Here is a 25,867-nt window from a genome sequence, read left to right as displayed (position 1 = left end):
TCACCTCCTCTGAAAATCCGCCGACATGAACAGCAGCGCCAGCGCCTGCTGCCGGCTCTCGGCACGGCCGACCGCCTGCTTCACCTCGGGTGCGATCTCGGATGCAAAGACGTCCTCGATGATCGCTTGCGGATCAGCAGTGGCTGCCACGCGCTCGGCAAAATTGTTGGCGATGTCGAGCCGCCGGCCGACGCCGTCGATCCAGCTTGCCTCGTCATCCGGATAGCCCTTGGGCGCCGACGGCCGCCACAGCCCTTCGCCGAGCAGCTCCTGGCCGCCGGTGAAGCGGACGGGATCGACGGCCGTGATGCCGGTCGCGCGCACCATGCCAACGCCCCATTCACTCGGACGCTTGAGTTTAGACGGCGGCCCGCGCCACGCCTCGTCCGACGACACCATGGCGATCGCGACCTGCTTGAGATCGCCCTCGGTGTCGCGAAAAATCTTCGCCATCTGCTCGACCAGTGCCGGAGGCGGCTCGTCGGCCACGAAATGCCGTGCGAGCTTGGTCGCGACATGGGTCGCGGTGGCCGGATGCGCGGCGAGATCGCGCAGCACCGCGCGGCCCTGCTCGGCATCCTCCTGTTCGTAGCGCTTGCCGAGCACGGTCTGCCCGCCGGGCTCGTGCAGCCGCGGATTGAAGATGAATTCGCCGCCGTGCTCGGGATTGTCTCCGGGCGGAACAAGCGTCCATCCCGTCAACACATTGGCGAAGCTGATCACGTCGTCCTGGGTGTAGCCGGTCCTCACACCCAGCGTGTGCAATTCCATGATCTCGCGCGCAATGTTTTCGTTGAGGCCGCGGCTGCGGTTGATGCCGGCGATCGAGTTCGCACCCATCGAGCCGAGATTGTCGAGATAGAACAGCATCGCCGGGTGGCCTTCGACCGCCAACAGAAGATCGACGAAGTGACCGAGCGCATTGGCGCGAACGGCCTCGCGCTCGTAAGCACCCGACATGCTCTGGATCTTGTAGGCCGAGATGCAGAAATGGTTGGACCAGAACCACACCAGCCGCTCGGCAAAGCCGATGTCGGCCGCAAGGGCTGCTTCCGTGCGCAGCTTGGCTTCCTGCAAATAGATCGGACGCCCGGGATCGGGAACGGCTTCGGCCGCCTGCTTGGCCGCCATCTCGGCAGCGTCCTTGTCCTGACCTTGAGCTTGGCCCTGGGTTTGCGTCTGGTCTTCCGACATTACCGGCGCCGCGGCCGTCTGCTGCTTCTTGGCCTGCTGCTGCGCCTGCTTGGCCCGCGCCGCCCGCCGCGCATTGTCGTCGGCAACAGTACGATACGCTTTTGCACTCGCGGGAAGGATTGCGGCGGCGGTCAGCGTGAGCGGCCGGTCGAGCTCGGCGATCAGTGCACCGCGCGGGTCGGTGCCGACAGCGGCAAGCGATCCCGGCCGTGGCCCCATGCCGAAGCGATGAAGCGCCAGCACCGCTTCGGCCTTTGCAGAATTGCTCATGGCGAACGCCCAAATCTCTCGAGCCTGTCGGCGCCAAGCCGTACGAAGCTACGAACCGTAATGCTACATAACGTAACACTTCGAGCATACCTCCGCAAGCGGAGATTGAGGCATCTCCGTCCTTGTATCGCGAGCCGCCGATCCGACGTGACGGACGGGCGGCCGCAACGATCCTAGAAATTGGGCCCGAGCGCGATCTTGGTGATCGTGCCGTTCCTGACACCGATCCGCCATTCCGCCGAGCCGTTGGCGAACTGGGCGATGTAGATGTCGCTGTCGAGCGCGGTGACGCCGCGGAACGAGACCGCACGCAGCGCGCCAAGCCGCGCCAGGATCGCCTGGTCGAACGGAAGCTGCTGGCGCGTGATGTCGGCGACTTCCGACGTCATGTGCTCGTAATCGGGTTGTCCCTTGCCGACACCCTCGATGTAGCCGCGCAGCACCTCCTCGCCATTGGCGATCGGAACGGCGCGGCGTGCCGCGCGTCCCGGCCTTGCGCCGATGTTCGAGGCCTCGACGTTGTGGAAGCGCGTCTGCCGGCCCGGCACCAACACTTCAAGGCACCGCCCCGATCTGTCGGCAATCACCCAGGGATTGTTCACGGTGGTCGTGACAGCCCAGCTCATGTTGGGCCTGACGACGCTCTCGGCCTTGCGATGGCCGTCGGCATCGAGATTGAAGACGCGGATGTCGTCGCCCATCTCGTTGTAGGCCATGATCCGGATCGGCGAGGTGCCGGCGCGACCGCGCACATTCGCCTCATCTGCGCAAGGCACGATGCCGCCGAGCTCGTCATTGCCATCGGCCCGGAACAGGACGTCGCCGACCTTGCCGTCGGGCTCGAGCAGCAGGCGGAATTCGGCGGTGCCGTTGTCGAACTTGGCGCCATAGATGTCGTAGCCACCGGGGCCGACGCCGCGGAAAAAGATCGACTCGACCGCGCCGAGCGCCACGAATGTCGCCTGCGTTTCATCGAGCTGACGGTGGATCTTGGCAGCCAGCGGCGCGCTCATGCGATCGTAGTTCGGCGTGCCCCGGCGCAGATCCTCGATCCCTCGCAGAATCATCTCCTTGCCGCCGGTCATCGGGACCTGCTCCCGGAAGCGATCCGGAACTTCCGCGACACGGCGCGCGAAATCGGCCTCGATCGCCTGCGCCTGCGCCGCGTCGATCCGCGGCGCGAGACGGGCGCCGAACAGCGCGTTCTGGACCAGCACACGCGAGACCCTCGCTTGCTCGTCGCGCAGGAAGATCAGGAGATTGTCGCCATGGATCGAGAAGACGTCGGCGCCCTCGGCGAGGAGCGCCGCCTGGCCCTGCACGGTCTCCTGCACCTGAAGCCGGTCCCCGTCGCGGCGCACGGTGAGCACCCGGTTCGGCGCAACCCTGTACCAGCCGACATACTGGTCGAGTGATCCGGAATTGGTGGCCGTCGTCGGCATCTCGGCGACGCGCACCGCGCGGATGTCGCGGCCGTTCATGTGCAGCATCAGCCCGGCGGAGCGGCGCTCCGCATCGAGCGGGAAATTGATCTCGCCGGACGAGGCCGTGTAGGACGCGGTGCCGTCACTGCCCACCGTCAGACGCAATTTGCGCTGCCCGGTGAGCTGGCCGTAGAGCTCGTCGCCCTCGCGGAAGATCGCGAACACCGAGGCCGGGCCCATGGCGTAGAAATTGACGAAGGGGCGGTAGTGCTGGGCCGGCACCTCGCCAAGGTCAGCGACGCCGGGCGCGGGGTCCGGCGTGCGATAGGCGATCATGCCGGCGGACACGATCACGACAGGAACGATCGCGGCCGCGATCCACAGCCGCTTGCGCCAGCCGACCGCGGCCGGCATCGCGGCAGCCGCGATGATGCGCTCGACGCGTGCGCGCACGGTCGAGGCGCGCGCCATCGCGAGCTCCACGGGGCGCGGTTTCACGCTGCTTGCAAAATCGAGCAGGATTTCCGCGTAGGACAGCCGGTCGTCGATAACCTCGATCGCCTGCGCGTCGCTGATGATCTCGGCGAGCTCGGCAAGACGCGCGAGCTGCCACCACGAGAACGGGCTGAACCAGAACACCGCACGGTTGAGCGCCGCGAGCAGGAGGACGTAGAAATCGCGGTTGGCGACATGAGCGCCTTCATGCGCGAGCACCGCGAGACGCTTCTTCGCGTCCCAGCCGAAAAATTGCGGCGGCACCAGAATGGTCGAGCCGAAAGTGACGGGGCCGCCGACATCGCGGCTGACGCGCACGTCGGCGTCGATGATCTGCATCGGCTTCGCCGCGCGCGCCAGGCGCCAGGTCAGGCCGAGGCCGATCGCGAGCCGCAGCAGCAACAGGCCGGCAACGCCGGCATAGACGACGGAGGCCACCAGCCACCAGTCGATGGAGGCCGCGCTTTTCACCAGCGGCGCAACGGCCGCGCCGGGCGGAATCGGCAGCGCCGGCTGCGGCGTCTCCAGCGACGAGATATCGGCCTGCCACACTTCATCCGGCACCGGCACGGACAAAGGCAGCCGATCGATGGTGAGCGTCGGCCAATGCATCACGAACGGCATCGCGAGCGAGGCCACGAGCACGACGACCCACGCCGTCATGTGAACGTGCGGATTGCGCACGCGAAACAAACTGAGACCGAACCAGACGACGCCTCCCAGCACAAGGGAGCGCAGCGCCGCCTCCGCCAGAGTTGCGATCATTCTTTTTTCACTCCCCTCGCCTTCTTCGCCTTGGCCACCTGGTCGGCCAGCGTGCGCAATTGTTGCTGGTCGAGCATCGCATTGTCCACCATGCCGACGAGGACCTCCTCCATCGAGCCGTTGCAGAACCAGTCGACGATGCGCTGCACCGCCTTGGCTGCAACCCGTGAGCGCTCTTCGGCAGCGTGGTAGACGTAGGTGCGTCCGTCCACGGTGTGGTTAGCATAGCCCTTTTCCTCGAGCCGGCGCAGCACCGTGCGCACCGTGGATTCCTTCAGACGCCGTGACAGCCGCTCCCGCACCACCTCAGCCGTGACAGGACCATGAGCCCAAACCAATTGCATGACCTCGTGCTCGAGGTCGCCCAGGTCGGGCAAACGATCGTCCATGGCGGCTTACCTTGCGGTTGGATTTTCTTGTAACGTTACCGATTGTCGCATATGCGGCAGCGCCAAGCAACGGCGATTCCGGCGGAAATGGCGGCGTGCCAGGCTAACGAGGCTTTGTGAGTCGGACGGACTTTGGATCTGGCTAGCGGGTTGCCCGGCCCCTCACCCGGATCGCTAACGCGATCCGACCTCTCCCCGCAGAAGAGCGGGGAGAGGTTAGGGAGGCACCCTCTCTCACTCCCTCGCCCCGTTCTTACGGGGAGAGGGTGGGGTGAGGGGCCGTCTCCACGAGTCCGGTGCGGATTGTGACAGTCAGTACTTCGGCTCGTACATCTGCGACTGAACCAGCCCCTTCACATCGTTGGGCGCGGGGCCGTCCGCGAGCCCGCGCTGGAAGGCGACGTCTGCGACCGCGGCGGCGATGCGGACCGAAACCTCGCGAATCCGAGGGAGTGCCGGATAGAGGCTGCCCTGGGCGAGGTCGTCCTTGCCGACGCAATTGGCAAGGGTGTGGGCGGCCGCCATGAACATCTCGTCCGTCACCAGCCGCGAGCGGCTGGCGATGACACCAAGCCCGACACCGGGGAAGATGTAGGAATTGTTGCCCTGGCGCGGCACGAAGGTGCGACCGTTCAACTTCACCGGATCATAGGGACTGCCGCAGGCGAACAGCGCGCGGCCCTCGGTGTAGCGGTAGGCATCCTCCGCCGAGCACTCGGCCTTCGAGGTGGGGTTAGACAGCGCGAATATGATCGGTTGCTCGTTGAGCTCGGCCATCGCCTTGAGCACCTCGGGCGTGAAGGCGCCGCCGACTGCAGCAACGCCGATGATCACCGTCGGCTTCAGCGTCTTGATCGCGGTGAGGAAATCCGCGATCGGCGCCTGATCGGCATGGGCATAGCGGAGCTTGTGGCCGGAGAGGCCTTCACGGCCACTGACGACAAGGCCGCGGGAATCCACCAGCCAGTTGCGCCGGAGCGCTTCCGCTTCCGACGCGCCCTCCGCCATCATAGCTGAGACGACGAGATCGGCGATACCGGTCGCGGCCTCGCCCGCACCGAGGAACAGGATTTTCTGATCCTTCAGCTTGCCGCCGTTGATGCGCAAGCCTGAGAACAGACCGGCCAGCGCCACCGCCGCGGTGCCCTGGATGTCGTCGTTGAAGACGCAGGCCTCGTCGCGGTATTTGTGCAGCAGCTTGAACGCCGAGTGATTGGCAAAGTCCTCGAACTGGATCAGCACGCCTGGGAAGGTTTTTCGCGCGGCGACCATGAACTCGTCGACGAAGCTGTCATAGGCCTCGCCCGTGAGCCGCCGCTCGCGCAGGCCCAGATAATAGGGATCGTTGAGCAGCTCTTCGTTGTTGGTGCCGACGTCGAGCACGATCGGCAGGCAATGCTCGGGATGCACGCCGGCACATGCCGAATAGAGCGAGAGCTTTCCGACCGGAATGCCCATGCCATTGGCGCCGAGATCGCCGAGACCAAGGATGCGCTCGCCGTCGGTCACGACGATGAGTTTTGCGGGATTAGGCCAGTTCTTCAGGATGTCCGCGATCTGGCCGCGATCGCGCGAGGAGATGAACATGCCGCGCGGCCGCTGGTAGATCAGGCCGTATTTCTGGCAGGCGAGCCCGACCGTCGGCGTGTAGATGATCGGCTGAATCTCGTCGATATTGTCGACGACGACGCGGAAGAACAGCGCCTCGTTGCGGTCATGCAGCGCGTTCAGCGCGACGAATTTTTCCAGGTCGGTCGGCAGCGTGCGCAGATTGGTGAGGACGCGCTCGACTTGCGTCTCCATCGTCAGCACGCAAGGCGGCAGCAGGCCGCGCAAGCCGAGCGCAGCGCGCTCCGCTTCCGTGAAGGCGGTGCCCTTGTTGAGCAAGGGATCGCGCAGCAGCGTCATGCCATGCGCGGGATCGGATGACGTCGTATGGGCGCTGACCCGAGCAGGTCTATTCACGAATTCCCCCAGGGAGTTTCTTATTGAACGGCAGGCATTGTCGGCCAGCGGTCCCCCGAGATCAAGGAATTAGAAATTTCGGCCGCGATTGTGATCTCGCACCGCAGCGAGATTGGCGCGAGACGAAAGGTTAACGTCGCAAGACTCTTGCCCCTCATGGTGAGGAGGCGCGTGAGCGCCGTCTCGAACCATGAAGGCCCCTATCTCGCCCGCGGCCATCCTTCGAGACGGCCGCTGCGCGGCCTCCTCAGGATGAGGAGCAGTGCATGCGCAACAGCGCAACTACTCCGGCTTGATGTCGGCGGCCTTCACAATCGGCCACCATTTCTCGGTCTCGGCCTTCTGAAAGCTCGCGAGCCCCGCGGGCGTCTGCTGATCGGGCGGCGGAATCTCCTGCCCCAATTCGGCAAAGCGCTGCTTCACCGACGGATCGGCAAGGGCGGCGACGATCGCGGCATTCAGCTTTGTGACGATCTCTTTGGGCGTGTTCTTCGGTGCCCAGATGCCGTGCCAGTAGGAGATGTAGAGACCGGGCAAGCCCGCTTCGTCGACGGTGGGAATATCAGGCGCGGATGCAAGCCTTGTCGGCGAGGTCACGGCGAACGCCTTGATCGCACCATTCTTGTATTGCGGCAGCGAGTTCGAGGCCTGATCGAACATGATGTCGATCTGGCCTGCAACGAGATCGATCATGGCGGGCCCGGCGCCGCGATAGGGCACGAACTGGAAGTCGGTCCCGGTCTTCTCCTTGAAGAAAACGCCGGCGACATGGGCGCCGGTGCCGGCGCCGGCCGTCCCGGCGGTGGCCTTGCCCGGGTTGGCCTTCAGCCAGGCGATCATCTCTTTCAGATTATTGGCCTCGAGCGACTTCCGACCGACGATCAGCTGCGTCCCCATCGCGATGGTCGCGACCGGTTCGAAATCGGCGATAACGTCATAAGGCAGCTTGAAGATCGCGCCGTTCAGCACATGCGTGCCCCAATGACCGATCGTGATCGTGGTGCCGTCAGGCGTTGCGCGCGCGACGCGGGCACCGGCGATGCTGCCGGAGGCGCCGGCGACGTTCTCGACCACGACCGTCACGTGCAATTCGGCCGCGATCCGCTCAGACAGGATTCGCGCAAGCGTGTCAGTCGGGCCGCCCGCCGCGAACGGCACCACGAGGGTGATGGGGCGGGACGGAAACGGCTGGGCACCTCCCGGCGCAGTCCACGCCGCACATCCCATCAACGCGCATGCGACAATCACATGACCGCGCAATCCGGCCCACAGCCCCCGCATTAATCACTCCTACCCTTTTTGCCGCCCGCATGTTGTCAGCAGGCTGGAGCCGGAGTGAACGCTGCCGAGTGAGCCGAGGCAAGCCGGAATTTTTGCGGAGCGCCTATCCAGCCGCCCGCCTTGGCGTCAAATGAGTCGCGTTGTCCGCCGGCGGCGCGACGTGCATCAAAATGGTCTGGGTGGCGGATGCGACCTCGATGCCGTTCTGCTGGAAGCGTTGCTTCATGCGGCGGTTGAATTCGCGCTGGACCGGCCAGCGGCCGGCCTCGGTGCAGCGGATCTGGCCGACGATCGAGACCATGGCGCCATCGACCTTGTCGATGCCCCAGAGCTCGAGGTCACCCCGGATCGCCGCGCGAAACTCAGGCTCGCGGCGCATCTCCTCGACGATGTCCTTGAGGATCTGGCCGGCGCGGTCGGTGTCCTCCTTGTAGGCGACGTTGACGCTGACCGAGGCATTGCCGGCGCCGCGGCTGGCATTGGTGATGGTCGTGACCGCGCTGAACGGCACGATATGCACGGCGCCGTCGCCGGCGCGCAGGCGGATGGTCCGGATCGAGACGTTCTCGACCACGCCCGAGAGCCCGGAGACGCTGACGGTGTCGCCGACCTGCACGGTGTTCTCCAGCAGCAAAAACAGGCCGGTGATGAGATCCTGCACCAGCTTTTGCGAGCCGAAGCCGATGGCGATGCCGACGATGCCGGCGCCCGCGAGCAGCGGGGCGACATTGACGCCGATCTCGCTCAGCGCTGTGAGGCCAACAATGGTCGCGATCAGACAAAACAATGCGGTGCGCAGCATTGGCTGGAAGGTGCGCAGGCGCGCAGCGCGGGCATAGTGGCCGTCGCGGGACAGCGCATTGATCTGACGATCCAGCAGCGCATTGCTGATTTCCCAGATCGCGGCAGCGATGAACACGGCAATGCCGATCGTCACCACGGCGGAGATCAGCCGTCCGCCGATCTGGCCGCCATAGAACCAGACGATGGCATCGACGCCCCAGACTTCGAGCACGGCGACGAAGCCGATGAAGGCGATCACGCTGGAGACGATCTTGCGCAGCAGCGGCAGATAGCGGTTGGCGCGGACTTCGAGGCCCGGAAAGCGCTGAAGGATCTCCGGGTTGATGCGGAAGCCGCGGTCGATCAGGCCCAGCGTCAGCATGATGGCGACGCGCGTGAGCAGCGCCACGGCGATAGTGCCGACGAAATATTGCAGCAGCAGCGAATAACCGTTGCGGATGTTGAGCGCCCACACCGCCCACAGCGCGAGATCGAGCGCGATGGCAAGATAATGCCAACCGCCGGCGATGCGGTTGCGCATCCGGGCCGCAATGCCCTGCCGGTCCGCCGGTGCACGGATGGCTTCGGCGACCTGGCGGCGGCACTGCAAAATGATGACGACGATGAAGAGATGCACGATCAGCATCACCATGCGCAGCAGCGCCGCATATCCTGCGCGATGCAGGCCGAGCAGCAGCGCCACATTTGCAAAGGCGATGCCGGAGACGCCGACACCGACGATGCGGCGCGCCCAGATCTCGATATAGGCCGCCGTCTCGGCGCGAACGGGAAACAGGCCGAACGGTCCCGCCAGCGCCCGGACCACGCAAATGAGCCCGCGCGAGAACGCATAGGCGTTGGCAACCGCGAGGATCACGAGGCGGACGGTCGCGGGCTCGCCGATCTCCGTTCCGAGCAGCGCGGTGGCGACGCCCATGAGGACGAACACGGGAAGCAGCTCGAGCACGAGGCGGCCGAGCACGAAGGGCAGCCGCAGCATCACTTGCCAGATCCGCGCCAGATTGTGACGACGCCTGTGCAGGTCCGGTGCGGGGGTGACATCGGCCACCGACGAGGGCGGATCGGCAATCGGCAGCACCTGCGCCGGCAGCTGCGCGGTTTGCGGCATGCGCCCTTCCAGGAACGCGACAGGCCGCCGGATCAGGCGGAAGATCACCCACTCCGCCGCAAGCGCGCAGCCGAGCACCAGCGCCAGCTTCCAGGCGATCTCGATCAGGAGATTGTAGGCGGCGGGATCGTTGGCGGTGCGCATGATCCAGTAATAGAACGCCGGGAAATGCGTGAGCGTTCGCGCCATGTCGGCGACCTCGCGCGAGATCTCGCCGATCTCCTCCGACACCGTCAGCAGCAGTTGCGCACCGAGACCGTCGGCCGACAGCGGGATCGGCGATTTCGGCTCCGGCGCGGGCGGCGCAGGCTGCTGCGGGCCCGAGACATTGGCGATGGCACGCAACGTGTCGATCATCTGCGTGCGCTTCTTGTCGTCCTGAAGCGTCTCCAGCGCGCGCTTGGCCTCGTCCGACGACAGCGCAGCCGCATGATTGGCGGCCGGCGCAGGCGGCTCGGCGCGCGCCGGGGAGAGAGCAAGAATGGCAAGGAAGAACGCTGCGAGAAGCGCGGAGGCAAGCTTATGCGACACGAGGATTCCCCAAAATAAATGAAATGCGCCGGCGGAATCGTGGACCGCGCGAAGCACTGCGTCATGTCGGATCGGGGCTATTCGCCCCGACCATGTGTCGGAAGTTTGCCGATCAGGCGACCATCTCTTGGCATTTGCCCAACGCAGATGTGATGGAACCGCGCGGTGGTGAACGCCGCGAAAGCATGCGCGATTGCCGGCGGGAATTCGGGCATCACATGACAGATTTCGATCGGCGCCGGCTCGTGCTTGCGGAAGCTGCGATCCTGCTCGGCACGCGATCCGCGATCGCGCAGAACGGACAGACCTTCACCTATCGCGGCATTGCCGTCGCCCGAGACGCCGGTGCTGCTGCACGAGCTGCTCCATAGAACCCCGACCTGCTGCGCTTCTACGGCATCGCACGACGGAACGAACTCTATCCGCCGGATGCCTACGTGCTGAAGAACGTGCAGGAATATTTTGCGGTGACGGGATTGGATAGCGGATTGTAGCGGTTAAAAAAGCCTTCGGCCGCCGTCACCACTGGTATCGCGCGACGGCCTTGCCGGCGTAGCTGCTGGAATTGCCGGAGAACTCGCCGTCGAAGGTGCCGGCCAGCGAGAAGCCGTTGCGCCAGGCGAGTTCGGCGGCCAGTGACGTCAGCGCCTTGTCGGCCGATTGGGCCGCGCCGTTGACGACGAAGGAGGCGCCCGGCAGCGACTGGAAGGTGGCGCCGACGGAGCGGTCGGTGGAATAATCGTGCGCCCAGGCGAAACGGCTGCGCAGGGTCAGCATCGTCCCCGGCAGCGTACCCATGAGGGCCCAGGATTTGTCGGTGCGGAAGCCGAGCTCCGAGCGCGAGGCCGTGACGTCTTTGGCGCCATAGCGGAGTGCGAACGTGTCGGTGCCGATCACCGCCGCTTCGGCATAGGCCGGCAGGTTGAAGGTGGTGAACTGACCGGCCGCATAGGGCGTGATGCCGACCCCCATCCAGGGACTGACGAAGCGATAGCCGCCTTCGAGCCGGCCCGAATAGGCGTTGGCCTTGAACCGTGCCTGCAACTGGTCGAGGCCGGCCAGCGTCACGGTGCGGTCGGTGGTGACATCCTGCCAGCCATAGGCCAGTGCGGCCGCGACATAGGCCGCCCCCATCGTATGCCTGACATAGGCACCGGCCTGGAACAGGTCGGAGCGGCCGCTGCCGAGACCGCCAGCAACGGAGAAACTGGTGCCGCCGCCGGCGAGCGCGAAACCGGCCACCGTGTTCGGCGCGATCAAATAGTCGGCGCCGACGGCGCCGCCCGCGATACGGCTGGCGGTCGAACTGCTGCCGACTGTGGCACTGCCGTCGGTGGTCTGCGAGCCGCCGAAGCCGGCGGCCCAGACGTTCCAGCGCGCCGCGAAGTCCAGCGATCGCGCCTTGGTGACCATCGCATAGGCCTCGCGCTCGGCCGCGGTGCGTTGCCGCCCGACCGAGGCATAGGCGCCGGCCTCGCCTTCTGAGGCGTAGCCGCTGACGCCGCTGCCAGCCGGCGCCGCCGTGCCGCGATTGGAGGGATCGAGCATCAGGCCGAGGAACTGGCTCATCGCATCGAAGGTGACCTGCTGGGCGCCGGTCGCGCTTTCGCCGGAGAGCCGGTTGAGAACGCTGCGGTAGCCGTCGAGCGAGGTGGGACCGTTGAGCAACAGGTTGAGGATCGGCCCGCCCAGGCCTGCGGTCGTCGCCCCATTCAAGCCGTTAGCGAGCGAGGTCTGGTTGCCGCTGAGGCCGGAGGTCACGAAGTTGATGGAGCTCCTGATCGCGACGTCGTTGGCGTTGGGATAGACCAGTTCGATGTGCAGGACCGGGCTCTCCTGCAGCGCCTGCAGCGACAAGCCGCTGTTTGTGACGCCGCCCGCGGCCGACACGATGGTCTGCTGGTACACGCCAGCCTGCGCGTTCAACAGGCGCAGCTGCACGGTGCCCGCCAGGTTGGCGGCTCCCGACACGTTGACCCGGTCAGCGCTGCCCCCGCCGGCCATGTTGAAATCGATCGCCAGGCGCCCGGTCGCGGTCTGCACCAGGTTGCCGGTCAAGGCCGTGGTCAGGACCGTCCCGGCGCCGCCGGGCGACAGGGTGCCGGCATTGGTCAGCGCGTTGCCGGCGCCGAGACTGACGGTGGCGCCGGAATTGAACAGGCCGCCCGCCGTGTTGTCGAAGACGTTGGTGCCGGTGCCAAGATCTACATTGCCAGTCACGGTGCCGAAATTGCTGACGGCGTCATTGCCCGTGCTGGCCGCGATCGCCAGCCCCGACAAGGCCGTCACGGTACCGTGGTTGACCAGCGTGTTGTCGGTGCCGCCGATGAAGGAGACACCCGTTCCGGAACCGGTGCCGCCGGACACCGTGCCTGAATTGATGGTGACCGCGATCGGCCCGCCCACGCTTTGGGCGGACATCCCGCTCGCGTCGGAGCCCGTAGCGGTGACGTCGCCGGTCGAGGTCACCGTCACTGCGCCGTTGCTCTGGGCAGAAATGCCGTTCGAGCCGGCGCCACCAGTGATGATGTTGCCGATCGAGGTCACCGTCGCCACGCCGGAGCTGTTGGCCAGGGCAACAATCCCCCGCGAGTTGTCGCCCATGGTGGTGATGTCGCCGGTCGAGGTCACCGTCACCGCGCCGTTGCTCTGGGCAAAAATCCCGTTCGCGCCGGCGCCCGTGGTGGCGATGCTGCCGGTCGAGGTCACCGACGCCGCCGTGCCGTAGCGCGAGTTGTTCGCGGCATAGATCCCGTGGGCGGCCTTGCCCGCGGTGGTGATGTCGCCGACCGAGGTCACCGTCAACGGGCCGTACAACGGGACGCCCACCGGGAGGAGGCTGGCGACGGCCCCAATCCCGCTCGAGAAGTCGCCCTTCGTGGTGATGTTGCCGGTCGAGGTCAGCATGACAAGGCTGCCGCCGCCGGCATAAATCCCGTTCGAGAACCCGTCCGTCGTGGTGATGTTGCCGGTCGAGGTCACCAGCATCCTGCCGCCCTCGCTCTGGGCAAAAATCCCGGCGCCCGTGGTGGTGATGCTGCCGGTCGAGGTCACATACACATTGTTGTGGCTGTGGGCGCTGACCTCAATCCCACGCGCGTTGACGCCCGTCGTGGTGATGTTGCCGGTCGAGGTCACCGTCGCCTTGCCGCCGTAGGCATAAATCCCCTGCGCGCCGCCGCCCGTGGTGGTGATGTCGCCGGTCGAGGTCACCACCACCACGGGGCCGCCCCCGGCAAAAATCCCAGCGCCCGTGGTGGTGATGTTGCCGATCGAGGTCACCGTCGCCACGCCGGAGCCGAAGCTGTTGGCCTCGGCAACAATCCCCCGCGCGTCGTCGCCCGCCGTGGTGATGTTGCCGGTCGAGGTCACCGTGACATCTTGTGAAGAGAAAGCAAAAATCCCGCGTGCGCCTTTGCCCGCGGTGCTGACGTCACCGGTCGAGGTCAGCGTTACAAAGTCGACGCCGTCGGCCAGAATCCCATGCGCGTAGGCGCCCTTGGTGGTGATGCTCCCGGTCGAGGTCAGCGTTATCCCGCGTAGGCCGCCGGCATAAATCCCGCTCGCGTTGTCGCCCCCGGTGGTGATGCCGAAGGCACCGGTGTCGCTGCCGATGGTGAGGTTGGCGGTGGGGGAGTTGAAGCTGATGCCGGAGGTTCCACTGGCGGGCGCGATGGCCTTGGTGAGATTGTTGACGTTCAGCGTGGTGACCGGCGGGACCGAAAAATCGGTCCCGTTGGCGATGCCGGCGGATTGATCGCCGCTGCAGGTCGCGACCGCGCCACTGATCACGCAGGGCGTCGGCGCCGCCGCAGCCGGGTCGCCGATCGCGAAGCAGAGCGCGCCGACGGCAGCGGTGCCGAGCAGCGCCGCGCGCGAGCTCGCGCCGGGCCAGCGCACGAGCCGCCGCGTCAGCGTGTCGACACCGCGATCGAAGGCTGGATTGGCTTGCTGCGTGGTCTCAGGCTTCGAAATTCGTTCAAGTCTGCCCCGACGCTTCATGCTTCAGCCCACCACGATATCTGCATTGCAACCGAAGAAACATCGAGCCGCACCCAGACATGCTCTATCAAGCAATTGTTTGCTCAATATTTGAGGGGCACGGCCATATCCGCCTCGGGTGGCGTTTGTCCGTGAGCGTGTTCAGCCGGAGAGACCTTGCCGATGCTCCGGAGAACAAAGGCAGGAATCACCTGCTCGCCGTAACGCCTCGTCACATGCGCGATCAGGTTACGCATGAGGTTGGCCCGCGCCTGCTCCGAAACGAGGTGACGCGCCGACGTGAAATAGAGATATTCGACCGCGCCGATCGCGCCCTCGGGGCCGATCGCGGCAAGCGCATCCGCGGACGCCCGCGGCAATTCCTGATCGGCCGGCGCGAACGTCCAGGCAATCATCATGGCGATTTCGGGCGGGCAAGGTATCTCGGGATCGATCGTGGGGACGGCGCCCTCAAGCGCCGCATGGTTGCCGGCAGCAAGGAGGGCAAGGCATTTCAGGACCCGGATATGGATGTGGTACAGAGGGTTCAGTTCGACCATCGCGATGCCGCGGTCAAAGCATTGGACAGCTTCGTCGAATTGACCGCGCGCATAGCGCAATTGTCCCATGACCGGCAAGGCCGCGGCAAAGTCCGTTGTTCGGGCGAAGGCGCGCTGGACGATATCTTCCGCCAATTCGAGATGACCTCGATCGATGAAGTACAGCAACTTGGCGGCTGCCAGCATCAGTAGCGGGTTCGCCTCGATGGCTGGCAGGCAGTCCAGCACCGTGGCGTCGATCTCGCTTTCCATGCGGTAGCGTTCTTCAAGGCTCATCTCGCCGAACGGATTGGTCGTCGTGAGGCGCGTGAACAGATGCAGGCACCATTGCAGGGCGATATCCGCATTGTCAGGATCCTGCTTGCGGTCCCTGTCCAGTTGCTCGCCACCTTCCACCCACCTCGGATTGGTCGACAGCAACACGCTCGAAGCCTTTTGAAGGCGCGTTTCAGCTGGTTCCTCGGCGCGGATACCGAGCCCCGTCGAGGCGTGGCCGAGCGCCTTGCGCAGCACTTCGATGACGCCATTCGAAACCCGGCTGGCCTCATTCGTGATCGATGCGGCGTCGGCCATGTCGAGTTGGAGCCGCAATGCTTTTGCGATCCGCCTCGACGGCATTTCCCTCAAGGTGGCCGCGCAATCGAGGTGCCCGTTGCGGGCAAAAAAGCTCACTTGCAGGAAATAACGCAGCCTGTCGGTGGGGGTCCAGTCCTCGGCAACGATGACGTTGTGGCCATCGCCAACACCCTCAGCAATCATCTCGCGTAGCTGATCGATTAGCGAAGACGCCTGCCGGCTGAAGGGAGATCCGGGCAGCCCGAAAGCCGGTGCGATGACCAGGAGAGCGTCTATTGGCGCTACCGAAGATGGAACGGCGATCCAGACGTAACCCTCGCCATATTGTGTGGCGATAAAATTCGGCGATTTGGCGCTATCGCCGAGCTTGGCCCGCAACCTGTTGACCAGAAAATCGATGTTGCGGTCGGATACGTTGGATTCCGACGCGATCTCGTCGAGCAGACGGTCGCGGGGCATCAGGCGACGAGGGTTGCGCGTCAGAGCCAGCAGCAGCGCGCGCTCGTTTCTGGTGAATTGAATCTTCCGTCCGTTACGGTGCGCGAAGAGGCATGTTTCGTCAAGGACCATATCCCCGAAACGAAGTCCCTGTGCCTTCTCCACTTCCCAACCCCAAAAAGCAATCAACCAGATGTCGGCCGAAGGCTAGTATTCTCGTCAATGGCTCTGTCGCAAGCACAAAGAAGCAATGCACTCAATTCACTGGCGACCAGAAGTCCAGACGGTTCAGCGACCATACCCCACAAACAAAAACAGCCCGCATGATGCGGGCCATTTTCGTATCGAACCGGTCATTCCGAATTTGGTTGCGGGGATAGGATTTGAACCTATGACCTTCAGGTTATGAGCCTGACGAGCTACCGGGCTGCTCCATCCCGCGTTAAACCGTTGTTTTGCCTTGGCCAGAATGCCGGGGACGGTGGATGGAGGGCCGACGCTGTTCGCGTGGCTTGCTTCGTCCGTCCCAAAGGCTTGCTTGGAAGGCAACCGGGGCAAAGCCCGTCGGGTGCGGGGCGTATGTATCAAGGCGGGCTGCCTTTGGAAAGGGCTGCGGGGACGTTGCCGCGCCTCGATGCCCGATCACCAACGCGATCGTCCGACACCCAGAAATGGTCAGATGAATCGCGCTTCCAGACCGTGCCACACAGCAGGACGAGTCCGATCGCGAGACTTGCTTCGCAGCAAGAGATGCCGCATAGCGAGACTTGCCGGAACAAGACTTGCCTGAGCGAGACGCCGCCCGATGTTGCTGCACGAACGGCGCGTTCCCGAGAATCAAGGACCTGAATCATTGAGCGACGCGCCCACCAGCCCCACCTCATCAGACGCCAGGCTGCCGCAACTGACGGCGGCGCACATCACCTGTTCGCGTGGCATGGCGGGCTGGCTCCAGGCCAATCAGGTCAGCCTGGTCTTCACCTCCTATCAGACCGGCCGGCTCTATCTCGTGGGCGTCGATGGGGCCGGAGGGCTCGCCATTCACGAGGTCGGCACCGGCCGCGCCATGGGCGTGTGGGCCGATCCGCAGCGCCTGGTGTTGGCGACACCGTTCCAGGTCTGGCGTTTCGAAAACGTCCTGGCGGCCGGCCAGACTGCTGATGGCGCCGACCGCTATTATGTGCCGCGCGTCGCGCACACCACGGGCGAGCTCGACATTCACGATGTCAGCGTGCTCGGCGACGGCCGCATCGTATTCGTCAATACGCTCTATTCATGCCTGTCGCTGCTATCCCCGGTGCACGCCTTCCGGGTGTTCTGGAAGCCGTCCTTCATCTCGAAACTGGCGGCCGAGGATCGCTGCCATCTCAATGGCCTTGCGGTCAGGGACGGCGAGGCGGCCTTCGTCACCGCGACCAGCCGCAGCGACGTCGTCAATGGCTGGCGGGCGCGGCGGGCCGAAGGCGGCATCGTGATCGACGTGGCGAGCGGCGCGGTCGTCACCGAGAAACTCTCGATGCCGCACTCGCCGCGCTGGCACGGTGACCAGCTCTGGGTGCTGAACTCCGGCACCGGACATCTCGGCACCGTCGATCTCGCCAGCGGCAGCTTCGCGCCGCGCGCGTTCTGCCCGGGCTTCCTGCGCGGGCTGGCGTTCCACAATGGCCACGCCGTGGTCGGCCTGTCGCTGTCGCGCGACGGATCATTTTCCGGGCTGGCGCTCGATGACGAAATGAAGAAGCGCGATGCCGACGGCTGGTGCGGCGTCCAGGTCGTGAACCTCGCCTCCGGCGACATCGTGCAATGGATCCGCATCGAGGGCGCGGTGACGGAGTTGTACGATGTCGCGGTGCTGCCCGGCGTACGCCGGCCGATGGCGGCCTCGTTCACCGACGCCGAGATCAACAACCCCTTGACCTTCGAGCAGTGAACTGCAATCGGCCGCTCGCGCGGAGGCCGCACGACAAGAATCCATACGCTGAGCGAGCCGCCGTTCAACCGCGCGACGCTGCACGACAAGCAGCCGGTCTACTATCAATGGCTCGGTGATCTCTTCAGCGTGCAGAAGAAAGTATAAAGCGGCCGTTCTCAAAACGCACAGCGCCGGGCAGGTAGGGGCTATGCCTCGCTGATGCAGCCCACTAAACCTTAACCCGGCGTGCCGTTCGCGGTTTTAGCCGCTATGCGATAGTCCGAACGAGCTCCATCGCACTTAACGCGGCTGGATTTGCGGAGGTGGAGTCATAGACCTCCCCTTGCTCATGAGGTGGACGTTGCGCGTCGCTTGTTTGCGACCACACGCATGGTCCTCCCGTGACATAAAACTGTCAAGCGAGATCACTGGCTTTCAAATCACATTTGGCGACGTGTTCCCCGCTGTTCCGCGACAGTTTGGCTGTGCGAAAGGGCGGAATAAATCCCTCGACGCAGCGTTTGTGTCGAAGGGATAGTCCCTCTCCCGCCTCTCTTCATTTCCAGAAAGCCAGAGATGAAAGCATCATTTTGCATCGCCGTACTCGCGGCCCTCGTGACCGGATCAGCGTTCGCGCAGACGCCGCCGCAGACCTCGACCAGGAAGGTCGACGGTACCGACAACGTCTACATCTTCCGCTACGGCGGCCATCAGTCGATGTTCGTGGTGACGCCCAAGGGCGTGATCGCGACCGACCCGATTTCGTATTTGCGCCCCGCAAAGCCCTATATCGACGCGATCAAGGCGGTCACCGACCAGCCGATCAAATACGTCATCTACAGCCATCACCATTACGACCACATCGCCGGCGGACAACCCTTCAAGGATCTCGGCGCCACCTTCATCGCGCACCGGCGCACCAAGGAGCGGCTGCTCGAGCTGAAGAAGCAGAATTCGCTGCTGGCCGATGTTGTGATGCCGGACCAGGTGGTCGATGACCAGAAGATCATCAAGCTCGGTGGCACCACGCTCGAACTCGATTATGTCGGCCGCAACCATTCCGACAATTCGCTGGTGATGCGGCTGCCGAAGGAGAAGATCGTCTTCGTCGTCGACTTCGCGCCGATCGAATCCGTGCAGTTCCGCAACATCCCCGACAACGCTTCGCCGGTCGAATATATCGCCTCGCTGAAGAAGCTCGGCTCGCTCGACTGGGAGCGGATGATCCCCGGCCATCCCTATGCCGGCGGCCGCCTCGGCACCAAGAAGGACATCGAGGACGATGTCGCCTACATGGAGGACCTCTCCGCCGAGGTAAAGAAAGCCGCCGACGCCGGCAAATGCTTCGACACCGCGATGAAGGACGTGAAGTTGCCGAAATACGAGAAATGGGCGAACTACGAGGCGAGCCTGCCCGCCAACATCGAGCGCTTCTGCTACTGGTGGGGCCGCGGGTACTAAGCGGCGTCTTGCTCTGAAATCGTAGGGTGGGCAAAGGCGCCCTTGCGCCGTGCCCACCACCTATCTCATCATGACGATAGGTGGGCACGCTTCGCTTTGCCCACCTACGTCGTCGGTGATCTGGCTGCTATCGACGGGCTATGGGGACACTCGCGATGATGACACCATACCCCTGTTTTGCCCGACGCGTCAAACGAATTTCGTAAAATCCGTAGATGCACGACGCGCGGCGATCAAGCCGTTGATTTCACTATCGCCGCCTACTGTGCATGGGGTTGTTTCGCGTTTTCATTTCGTCCGCTTCCCTTTCCCCTCCTTCTCCAGCGCCTTGCGCACCTCGTCGAATTCCGCCAGCGAGGCCTTGTCGGCGCGGGGAAAGCGCAGGTCGAGCTTTTCGAGCGTGGCATTGATCACCGAGCCGATGACGACGCGCGCGAACCATTTGTGGTCGGCGGGCACGACATACCACGGCGCATGAGACGTTGCCGTGTGGCGGACGATGTCCTGATAGACCGCCTGATAGCGCGGCCACAGCGCGCGCTCCTTGATGTCGTCCATGGAGAATTTCCACTGCTTGGCAGGAATCTCCAGCCGGTCGAGGAAGCGCTCGCGCTGTTCCTCTCTGGAGAGATTGAGGAAGAATTTCAGCACCACGGTGCCGTTGCGGCTGAGATAGCGCTCGAAGGCCGAGATGTCCTCGAACCGTTCCTTCCAGATGTTCCTGGTGAGGAGTTTCTGCGGCAGCTTCTCCTTGGCGAGGATCTCCGGATGCACGCGCGTCACCAGGCATTCCTCGTAATGGGATCGGTTGAAGATGCCGATATGGCCGCGCTCCGGCAATGCGATCACGTGGCGCCAGAGGAAATCGTGATCGAGCTCCTTGCTGCTCGGGGCCTTGAAGGCGGAAACCTCGCAGCCCTGCGGATTGATGCCCTCGAAGATCGCCTTGATGGCGGAATCCTTACCGGCCGCATCCATGGCCTGGAAGATGATCAGGATCGACCAGCGATCCTGGGCGTAGAGCTTTTCCTGGAATTCGACGAGACGCTTCTTGTTGGCGTCGAGAATCTCCTGCGCCTTGTCCTTGTCGAGATCGCCCTTCTCGTCGGTCTTGTGCTCCTTCAGGTGGAACTTGCCCGATCCATCGTAGCGGAACGGCGTGATGTAGCGGTCAAGTTCCTGGGCGAGCGATTTGGACGGCTTCTTGCTCATGAGCGCGGGGCACCTTGCGTTGCGGCTTCAGTCGGTCGAGCACGCTACCAAGGATACCCTTGGGAAGGAATATGATGAAAAGCACCAGCAGCACGCCGTAGACGAGGTTGTCCCAGCCGACCGCCTTGGTGCCGAAGCCGATCCGCAAGGTCTCGGCCAGCAGGATGGTGATAACAGCGCCGACAGTCGGGCCGAGCGAGACGAACAGGCCGCCGACGATGGCGGCGAACACCATCTGGAGCGACACCGCGATGCCGCTGACCGTGTCCGGGGTGATGAACATCTGGTACTGGCAGTAAACCGCGCCCGCGAGCGCCGTCATCACCGCGCTGAGGAGGGTGATCTTCAGCTTCTCCGCGGTGACATCGACGCCGGCGGCGGCTGCGGCGTCCTCGTCCTCCGAGATCGCCTCCAGCGCATAGCGTGCCATGCTGCGGTCGACCCAGTGCCAGACCACGATGCCGAACAGCCAGACGCCGAGCGCGATCAGGTACCAGGTGATCTTGTCGTCGAATTGCAGTGCCAGCGCCTTGTTGCCCGAGGCGCGGTTCGGCGTATAGCCGAGCGAGCCGCCGGTATAGTCGCGCGTCGCCGTGATGACCTGAAGCACGATGCCCGAGAGCGCCAGCGTCACCAGCACGAAATAGTGCCCGGTGATGCGGAAGCGGAAGCAGGGATAGCCGACGATCAGCGCCAGCGCGCCGGCCGCGACCATGCCGATGGGAATGCCGATCCAGGGCGACCAGCCGAGGTGATTCCACAAGAGCGCCGTGACATACGCGCCGATCCCCATGAAGCCGCCATGGCCGAGCGAGACGAGACCGAACCGTCCCATCATCGACCACGATGTGTAGGCGAACGACCAGATCAGGATCAACACCAGGATGTGCAGATGATAGGGATCGCGATAGACGAAGGGCAGTGCGATCAGCACCGCCAGTCCGATCCCCCATGCTGCAAGCCGCCCCTGCCGCATCATCGGCGCCTCGCAAGCAGGCCCGCGGGCCGGATGAACATCATGACGATGAAGAAAGCGAAGGCGAGCACGTAGCCCCATTCGAGATCGGAGAACAGGCCCCCGAGCGAAATGATCTCCGCGAACACGAAGGCGGCGATGAAGCCGCCGATGAAATTGCCGAGTCCCCCGAGCACGCAGATCAGGAAGGTGATCGGACCGAAGGAAAGGCCGACGAACGGATGCACGTCATATTGCAGCACCAGCAGGCAGGCGGCGAGCCCGGCCAGCCCACCGCCGATCGCGGAGGTGACGAGATAGATGCGCTTGGTATCGACACCCATCAGCGCCATGATCTGCCGGTCCTGCGAGATCGCGCGGATCGCCGTGCCGGTGAAGGTTCTCGTCATGAACAGATAGACCGCGACCATGCCGAGCAGTGCCGCCAGGAACGACAGCAGCCGCGCGTAACTGAAATGCATCTCGCCGAAGGCGAGCACCGGCAGGCGGATGCCGAGATTGCGAAAGTCGATGCCGAAAGCGACGGTGGCAAAGCTCTGGAGCACGAACAGCACCCCGCCGGTTGCGAGCAACTGGTTGATCGGCGGCGCGGTGAGCAGCGGCGCGATCACCAGGTAGTGCAGCGCCGCGCCGAGGATCGCGACCAGCAGGATCGTGAGCGGCGCGGCGATGAAATAGCTGATGCCGTAATACTGCACCAGGAAATACATGGCGTACATGCCGATCATCACCAGCTCGGCGTAGCAGATCCAGGTCACGTCGATGACGCCGAAGATCAGATTGAGCCCGAGCGCAAGCAGCGCCAGCACGCCGCCGAGCAGGATGCCGTTGATGACGGCCTCCAGCAGGTAGATGTCAAAGATGTCCAAAAATGCTTGCATGCCTGCATGAACCTCGCCCTGCCCCTCACACTCCGAGATACGCTTCCTTGACCGTGTCGCTCGCGAGCATCTCGGCCGAGGTGCCGGACGCCCTGATCGTGCCCGCCTCGATCAGATAGGCGCGGTCGACGACTTTCAGCACCTGCTGCACGTTCTGCTCGACGATCAACACCGTCAGGCCGCTTGCACGGATCCGCTTCACCAGCTCGAACACCTGCTGCACCACCACCGGCGCCAGCCCCGCCGACGGTTCGTCGAGCAGCAGCAGCTTTGGCTTGGACATCAGCGCGCGGCCGATCGCGCACATCTGCTGCTCGCCGCCGGACATGGTGCCGGCCATCTGATGACGGCGCTCCTTCAGGCGCGGAAACAGGTCGAACACGACCGCCAGCCGCTCCGCATAATGGCCGCGTGCCTCCTTCATGAAGGCGCCCATTTTCAGATTGTCGTCGACCGTGAGCTGCGGAAACAGCCGCCGGTTCTCCGGCACATGCGCGATGCCGAGGCTGACGATCTTGTGCGACGGAGTCGCCACGACATCGACGCCCTCCATACTGATCGAGCCACGCGAGGGACGAATCAGGCCGGAGATGACGCGCATCAAGGTGGTCTTGCCGGCGCCGTTCGAGCCGATCACGCCGACGGCTTCGCCGGCCTTGACGTCGAGATTGACGTCGAACAGCGCCTGGAAGGTGCCGTAGCCGGCATTGACGCCGCGAAGCTCCAGCATCACTGCCCTCCCGCGCGGCGGCGCGCTTCGGCAGCCGCGGCCTGTGTGGTCTCGGCATCGGTGCCGAGATAGACCTCGATGACGCGCGGATCGCCGGCAACCGCGCTCGGCAAACCTTCCGAGATCTTCTCGCCGTGGTCGAGCACCATCACGCGATCGACGACGCGCATCAGCACGCCCATGATGTGCTCGACCCAGATGATGGTGATGCCGAGCTCATCGCGGATGTTGCGCAGCATGTCGGCGGCCTGGTACATCTCGGCCTCGTCGAGGCCGCCGAGACTCTCGTCGGCGAGCAGCAGCTTTGGGGCGGTGGCGAGCGCTTTCGCGAGTTCGAGCTTCTTGAGGCCGGCCGCGCCGAGGCCGTCGACGCTGGCATGGCGATCGGTCGGCAGGCCGACCATCGCAAGCGACCGCTCGGCCGCTTCCTCAGCCTTGATGCGACTATGTCGGCCCTGGCCGTAGAAGCCGGCGAGCGCGACGTTCTCGAAAATGGTCAGGCGGCGGAACGGCCGCGGAATCTGGAAGGTGCGGCCGACGCCGCTGTTGATGATCCGGTGCGGTGCGAGACCCGCGATCTCATGCCCGGCGAACAGGATCGAGCCTGAGGTCGGCGCCAGCGTGCCGGAGAGCATGTTGAAGATCGTGCTCTTGCCCGAACCGTTGGGGCCGATCAGGCCGAGGATCTCGCCCTGACCGACGCTGAACGACACGTTGTTGACGGCGGTGAAGCCACCAAACCGCTTCACCAGTCCGCTGACCTCCAGCACCTCAGCTCTCCGCCGCTACTGGTTGCTATAGGTGGTGCCTTTCGGCAGTGGCAGCACGGCCTCGCGCTGCGCCTGGCTCTTGGGCCACACCACGGAGGATTTGTCGTCGATATACTGGATCACGACCGGAAATGACCGCTCGTTCTGCCCGGCCATCGGCGTGCCCTCGCCATAGAATTTGACGCCGAAGCCGAGCATGGTCCCGCCCTCGGGGATATCGGTATCGAGCGCCGCCTTGCGCAGCGCGTCAGGATCGACGCCGCCATACTTCTTGATCGCGCGTGGCAGTACATCGGACATGAAGACGTAGGTATTGGAGGCACCGATGCCGACATGGGCGGAACGAATGGCGACGCCGGGCCGGATCTTGTCGAACTCCTCGCCGACCATCTTGATCACGGGCGGCAGTTTGGGGTCCATGGTCTTCTGGTTGGCGAGCCAGATCGAAATCGGGTCGGTGTTGAAGATGTAGGCGGCATCCGTGCCCATGCCCTCCTTCAGCTTTTCATAGACGCCGTAGCCCGCGCCATGCCCCATCAGCGCACCGAACTTAAGGCCCTGCTCGCGGGCCTGCCGCAGTAGCAGCGTGATGTCGGGGTTGTAGCCGGTGTGGAAGACCACATCAGGCTTGGCGCGCTTCAGCTTGGTCACCAGCGCGGAGAGATCAGGCGCGGTGGCGGAGTAACCTTCCTTCATCACGACGTTGAAGCCGGCCTTTTTGGCGCCGACTTCGTTACCCTTCGACACGTCGACACCGTAGGCGCCATCCTCGTGGATGATGGCGACCCGCAGGTCCTTCGGCTCCTTGTCGAACTTCGCCTTGGCGTTCTGGGCGATGAAATCCATCGTCATCATGCCGAACTGGTCGCCGCTCGCCTGCGGCCGGAAGACGTATTTGTAGCCCTTCTCGTTGAACACGGCCGACGAAATGCAGGTCGTCATCCACATGAACTTCTTGAGTTGCTCGACGCGCGCGGCCACGGGCACGCATTGCGCCGAGGAGAAGAAGCCGAGCACCATGTCGACCTTCTCCTGCTCCAGCAGGCGAACGGATTCGTTGATGGCGATGTCGGGCTTGCTCTGGGCGTCGGCATAGACCGCCTCGATCTTGTAGCCCTCGACGCCGGTCTTGGCGAAATGGTCGAGGATGATCTTGGCGCCGACGTAGTTGAGCTCGGACCCGCCGCCTGCGAGTGGTCCGGTCAAATCGAAAACGACGCCGATCTTGATCTTTTTCTCTTGAGCCTGGGCCGAAGCCATCAAGCCCGTCGCTGATATCGCGACCAACAGCCCACGTACCAAGCGGGCAGCCATGCGCAGGCGCATCTAAACCTCCCTGGACGATTGTGCATTGCAGTCTTCTTGCTTTTGCTTTTTGGCCCATCACATGGGCTGAGCGAAGCGATGTCAAGCCTCGCGCGTCAGCGCGACGCGAACTGCTTCTCGACGAAGGCCGTGACAAATCGCGGCATGGACGCAGTGAGATCACTCACACCACGCACGAGATGAATAGCCGATAGCTCCGGCTCGGCCTCACGCGCGAGATTGTCTTCGATCCGGGAGCGGGCCACGTCGCCCGGCACATTCAGGTTGAGGACCTGTATCATTGCAATCGCCGCCCCGGTGACGACGCAGTGCCAGTCCAGCTCAGCCCAGTAGTCGGCTGTGGTCAGCCCGGTTTCTTCCCCGAGCTCACGAACGACACTGCCGGGAATGTCGAGCGTCCCCTCCCTGACATCGTCGAGATCGGGCGTGCCCGAGGGGAAATAGATGCGGCCCGCATTGGCGGTGTGCTGCGCCATCTCGCCCATGACAAAGGCGCCGTCGGATGTGAGCAGCGCGCCCATGCCAAACCCGTTGAACACGGCCTTGTCGGGAAAGCCCCAGTCGCGCCAGGCGAGGAAGCTCGCGAAATCGGTCTCAAAATAGGTCGCAGAAAGGTGACCGTCCGTGAAAACGGCATCGCGCCCGAGCAGGACGCGGCCGTTCCATATCTTCGGCCGCTCGCGCTGCTGCTCGGCGAAATGCGCCGCGATCTCGGCGCGGCGCTCTTCGGCGAACGGCCAGACGATCGGCCGCACGGCAAGATCAAGCGTCGTTACGCGATGAATGACCAGTGATGTCATGACGTCTTATTACAACGC

Annotated in this window: 18 protein-coding genes and 1 tRNA gene; 3 read left to right on the top strand and 16 right to left on the bottom strand. The window is 64.2% G+C overall.

The window, feature by feature from the left end:
• The 6 genes from BMW89_RS01965 to BMW89_RS01940 all read right to left on the bottom strand — a co-directional run bounded on the left by BMW89_RS01965 (position 1) and on the right by BMW89_RS01940 (position 10,226).
• On the bottom strand, positions 1–1,464 hold the full coding sequence (locus BMW89_RS01965; RefSeq protein WP_092022158.1) for a DUF1800 domain-containing protein: 1,464 nt from the start codon (positions 1,462–1,464) through the stop codon (positions 1–3).
• Positions 1,465–1,637: 173 nt separating this feature from the next.
• A complete protein-coding gene (locus tag BMW89_RS01960; protein ID WP_092022156.1) occupies positions 1,638–4,148 on the bottom strand; it encodes a M56 family metallopeptidase in 2,511 nt (836 codons plus the stop codon).
• Positions 4,145–4,537 (bottom strand): BlaI/MecI/CopY family transcriptional regulator, encoded by a 393-nt coding sequence (locus BMW89_RS01955; protein WP_092022154.1) that lies wholly within the window; start codon positions 4,535–4,537, stop codon positions 4,145–4,147. Before BMW89_RS01955 ends, BMW89_RS01960 begins: the two co-directional genes overlap by 4 nt.
• A gap of 312 nt (positions 4,538–4,849) precedes the next feature.
• A complete protein-coding gene (locus BMW89_RS01950; protein ID WP_092022152.1) occupies positions 4,850–6,502 on the bottom strand; it encodes an NAD-dependent malic enzyme in 1,653 nt (550 codons plus the stop codon).
• A gap of 282 nt (positions 6,503–6,784) precedes the next feature.
• Positions 6,785–7,783 carry a tripartite tricarboxylate transporter substrate-binding protein gene (locus tag BMW89_RS01945; RefSeq protein WP_092022150.1) on the bottom strand — a complete coding sequence of 333 codons (999 nt, stop codon included), beginning with the start codon at positions 7,781–7,783 and terminating at the stop codon, positions 6,785–6,787.
• A gap of 103 nt (positions 7,784–7,886) precedes the next feature.
• Complete coding sequence (locus BMW89_RS01940; protein ID WP_177195777.1) at positions 7,887–10,226, bottom strand: mechanosensitive ion channel domain-containing protein; 2,340 nt, start codon at positions 10,224–10,226, stop codon at positions 7,887–7,889.
• Between the two features lie 218 nt (positions 10,227–10,444).
• Here BMW89_RS01940 and BMW89_RS37695 point away from each other — a divergent pair, with 218 nt between their 5' ends.
• Entirely contained in the window at positions 10,445–10,597 is a 153-nt protein-coding gene (locus BMW89_RS37695; RefSeq protein ID WP_177195776.1) for a hypothetical protein, read from the top strand.
• 148 nt (positions 10,598–10,745) lie between these two features.
• Here the strand turns inward: BMW89_RS37695 and BMW89_RS01930 are convergent, their stop codons facing one another.
• The 3 genes from BMW89_RS01930 to BMW89_RS01920 all read right to left on the bottom strand — a co-directional run bounded on the left by BMW89_RS01930 (position 10,746) and on the right by BMW89_RS01920 (position 16,223).
• On the bottom strand, positions 10,746–14,228 hold the full coding sequence (locus tag BMW89_RS01930; RefSeq protein WP_092022144.1) for an autotransporter outer membrane beta-barrel domain-containing protein: 3,483 nt from the start codon (positions 14,226–14,228) through the stop codon (positions 10,746–10,748).
• An 83-nt stretch (positions 14,229–14,311) separates the two neighbouring features.
• Positions 14,312–15,946: a winged helix-turn-helix domain-containing protein gene (locus tag BMW89_RS01925; protein WP_143062687.1), complete on the bottom strand. Its 1,635-nt coding sequence runs from the start codon at positions 15,944–15,946 to the stop codon at positions 14,312–14,314.
• Positions 15,947–16,146: 200 nt separating this feature from the next.
• Positions 16,147–16,223, bottom strand: a tRNA-Met gene (locus tag BMW89_RS01920).
• A 411-nt stretch (positions 16,224–16,634) separates the two neighbouring features.
• Here BMW89_RS01920 and BMW89_RS01915 point away from each other — a divergent pair.
• Together BMW89_RS01915 and BMW89_RS01910 are read left to right on the top strand one after the other, a co-directional pair.
• Positions 16,635–17,711 carry a TIGR03032 family protein gene (locus BMW89_RS01915; RefSeq protein WP_092022140.1) on the top strand — a complete coding sequence of 359 codons (1,077 nt, stop codon included), beginning with the start codon at positions 16,635–16,637 and terminating at the stop codon, positions 17,709–17,711.
• A 558-nt stretch (positions 17,712–18,269) separates the two neighbouring features.
• Positions 18,270–19,154 carry an MBL fold metallo-hydrolase gene (locus BMW89_RS01910; protein WP_092022138.1) on the top strand — a complete coding sequence of 295 codons (885 nt, stop codon included), beginning with the start codon at positions 18,270–18,272 and terminating at the stop codon, positions 19,152–19,154.
• A gap of 288 nt (positions 19,155–19,442) precedes the next feature.
• On the opposite strand, the gene BMW89_RS01905 is transcribed toward BMW89_RS01910, so the two are convergent.
• The 7 genes from BMW89_RS01905 to BMW89_RS01875 form a co-directional block, all read right to left on the bottom strand.
• The gene (locus tag BMW89_RS01905) at positions 19,443–20,366 is read right to left on the bottom strand and encodes a polyphosphate kinase 2 family protein (protein ID WP_092022136.1); all 924 of its coding nucleotides are present in this window, start codon (positions 20,364–20,366) and stop codon (positions 19,443–19,445) included.
• Positions 20,326–21,345 (bottom strand): branched-chain amino acid ABC transporter permease, encoded by a 1,020-nt coding sequence (locus BMW89_RS01900; RefSeq protein WP_092022134.1) that lies wholly within the window; start codon positions 21,343–21,345, stop codon positions 20,326–20,328. The genes BMW89_RS01905 and BMW89_RS01900 overlap by 41 nt, the downstream gene beginning before the upstream one ends.
• Positions 21,342–22,223, bottom strand: a complete 882-nt coding sequence (locus BMW89_RS01895; RefSeq protein WP_092022132.1) for a branched-chain amino acid ABC transporter permease — start codon at positions 22,221–22,223, stop codon at positions 21,342–21,344. Before BMW89_RS01895 ends, BMW89_RS01900 begins: the two co-directional genes overlap by 4 nt.
• A gap of 25 nt (positions 22,224–22,248) precedes the next feature.
• Complete coding sequence (locus BMW89_RS01890) at positions 22,249–22,953, bottom strand: ABC transporter ATP-binding protein (RefSeq protein WP_092022130.1); 705 nt, start codon at positions 22,951–22,953, stop codon at positions 22,249–22,251.
• The gene (locus tag BMW89_RS01885; protein ID WP_092022128.1) at positions 22,953–23,723 is read right to left on the bottom strand and encodes an ABC transporter ATP-binding protein; all 771 of its coding nucleotides are present in this window, start codon (positions 23,721–23,723) and stop codon (positions 22,953–22,955) included. Before BMW89_RS01885 ends, BMW89_RS01890 begins: the two co-directional genes overlap by 1 nt.
• A gap of 15 nt (positions 23,724–23,738) precedes the next feature.
• Entirely contained in the window at positions 23,739–25,049 is a 1,311-nt protein-coding gene (locus BMW89_RS01880) for an ABC transporter substrate-binding protein (protein WP_092022126.1), read from the bottom strand.
• A gap of 95 nt (positions 25,050–25,144) precedes the next feature.
• Complete coding sequence (locus BMW89_RS01875) at positions 25,145–25,849, bottom strand: hypothetical protein (RefSeq protein ID WP_092022124.1); 705 nt, start codon at positions 25,847–25,849, stop codon at positions 25,145–25,147.
• Positions 25,850–25,867: the final 18 nt, after the last annotated feature.

The organism is Bradyrhizobium sp. OK095 (assembly GCF_900109945.1).
In the GTDB taxonomy this organism is placed as follows: Bacteria; Pseudomonadota; Alphaproteobacteria; order Rhizobiales; family Xanthobacteraceae; genus Bradyrhizobium.
The sequence above is the reverse complement of the archived record's forward strand: the minus strand, read 5'-3'. Positions and strand labels throughout refer to the sequence as shown.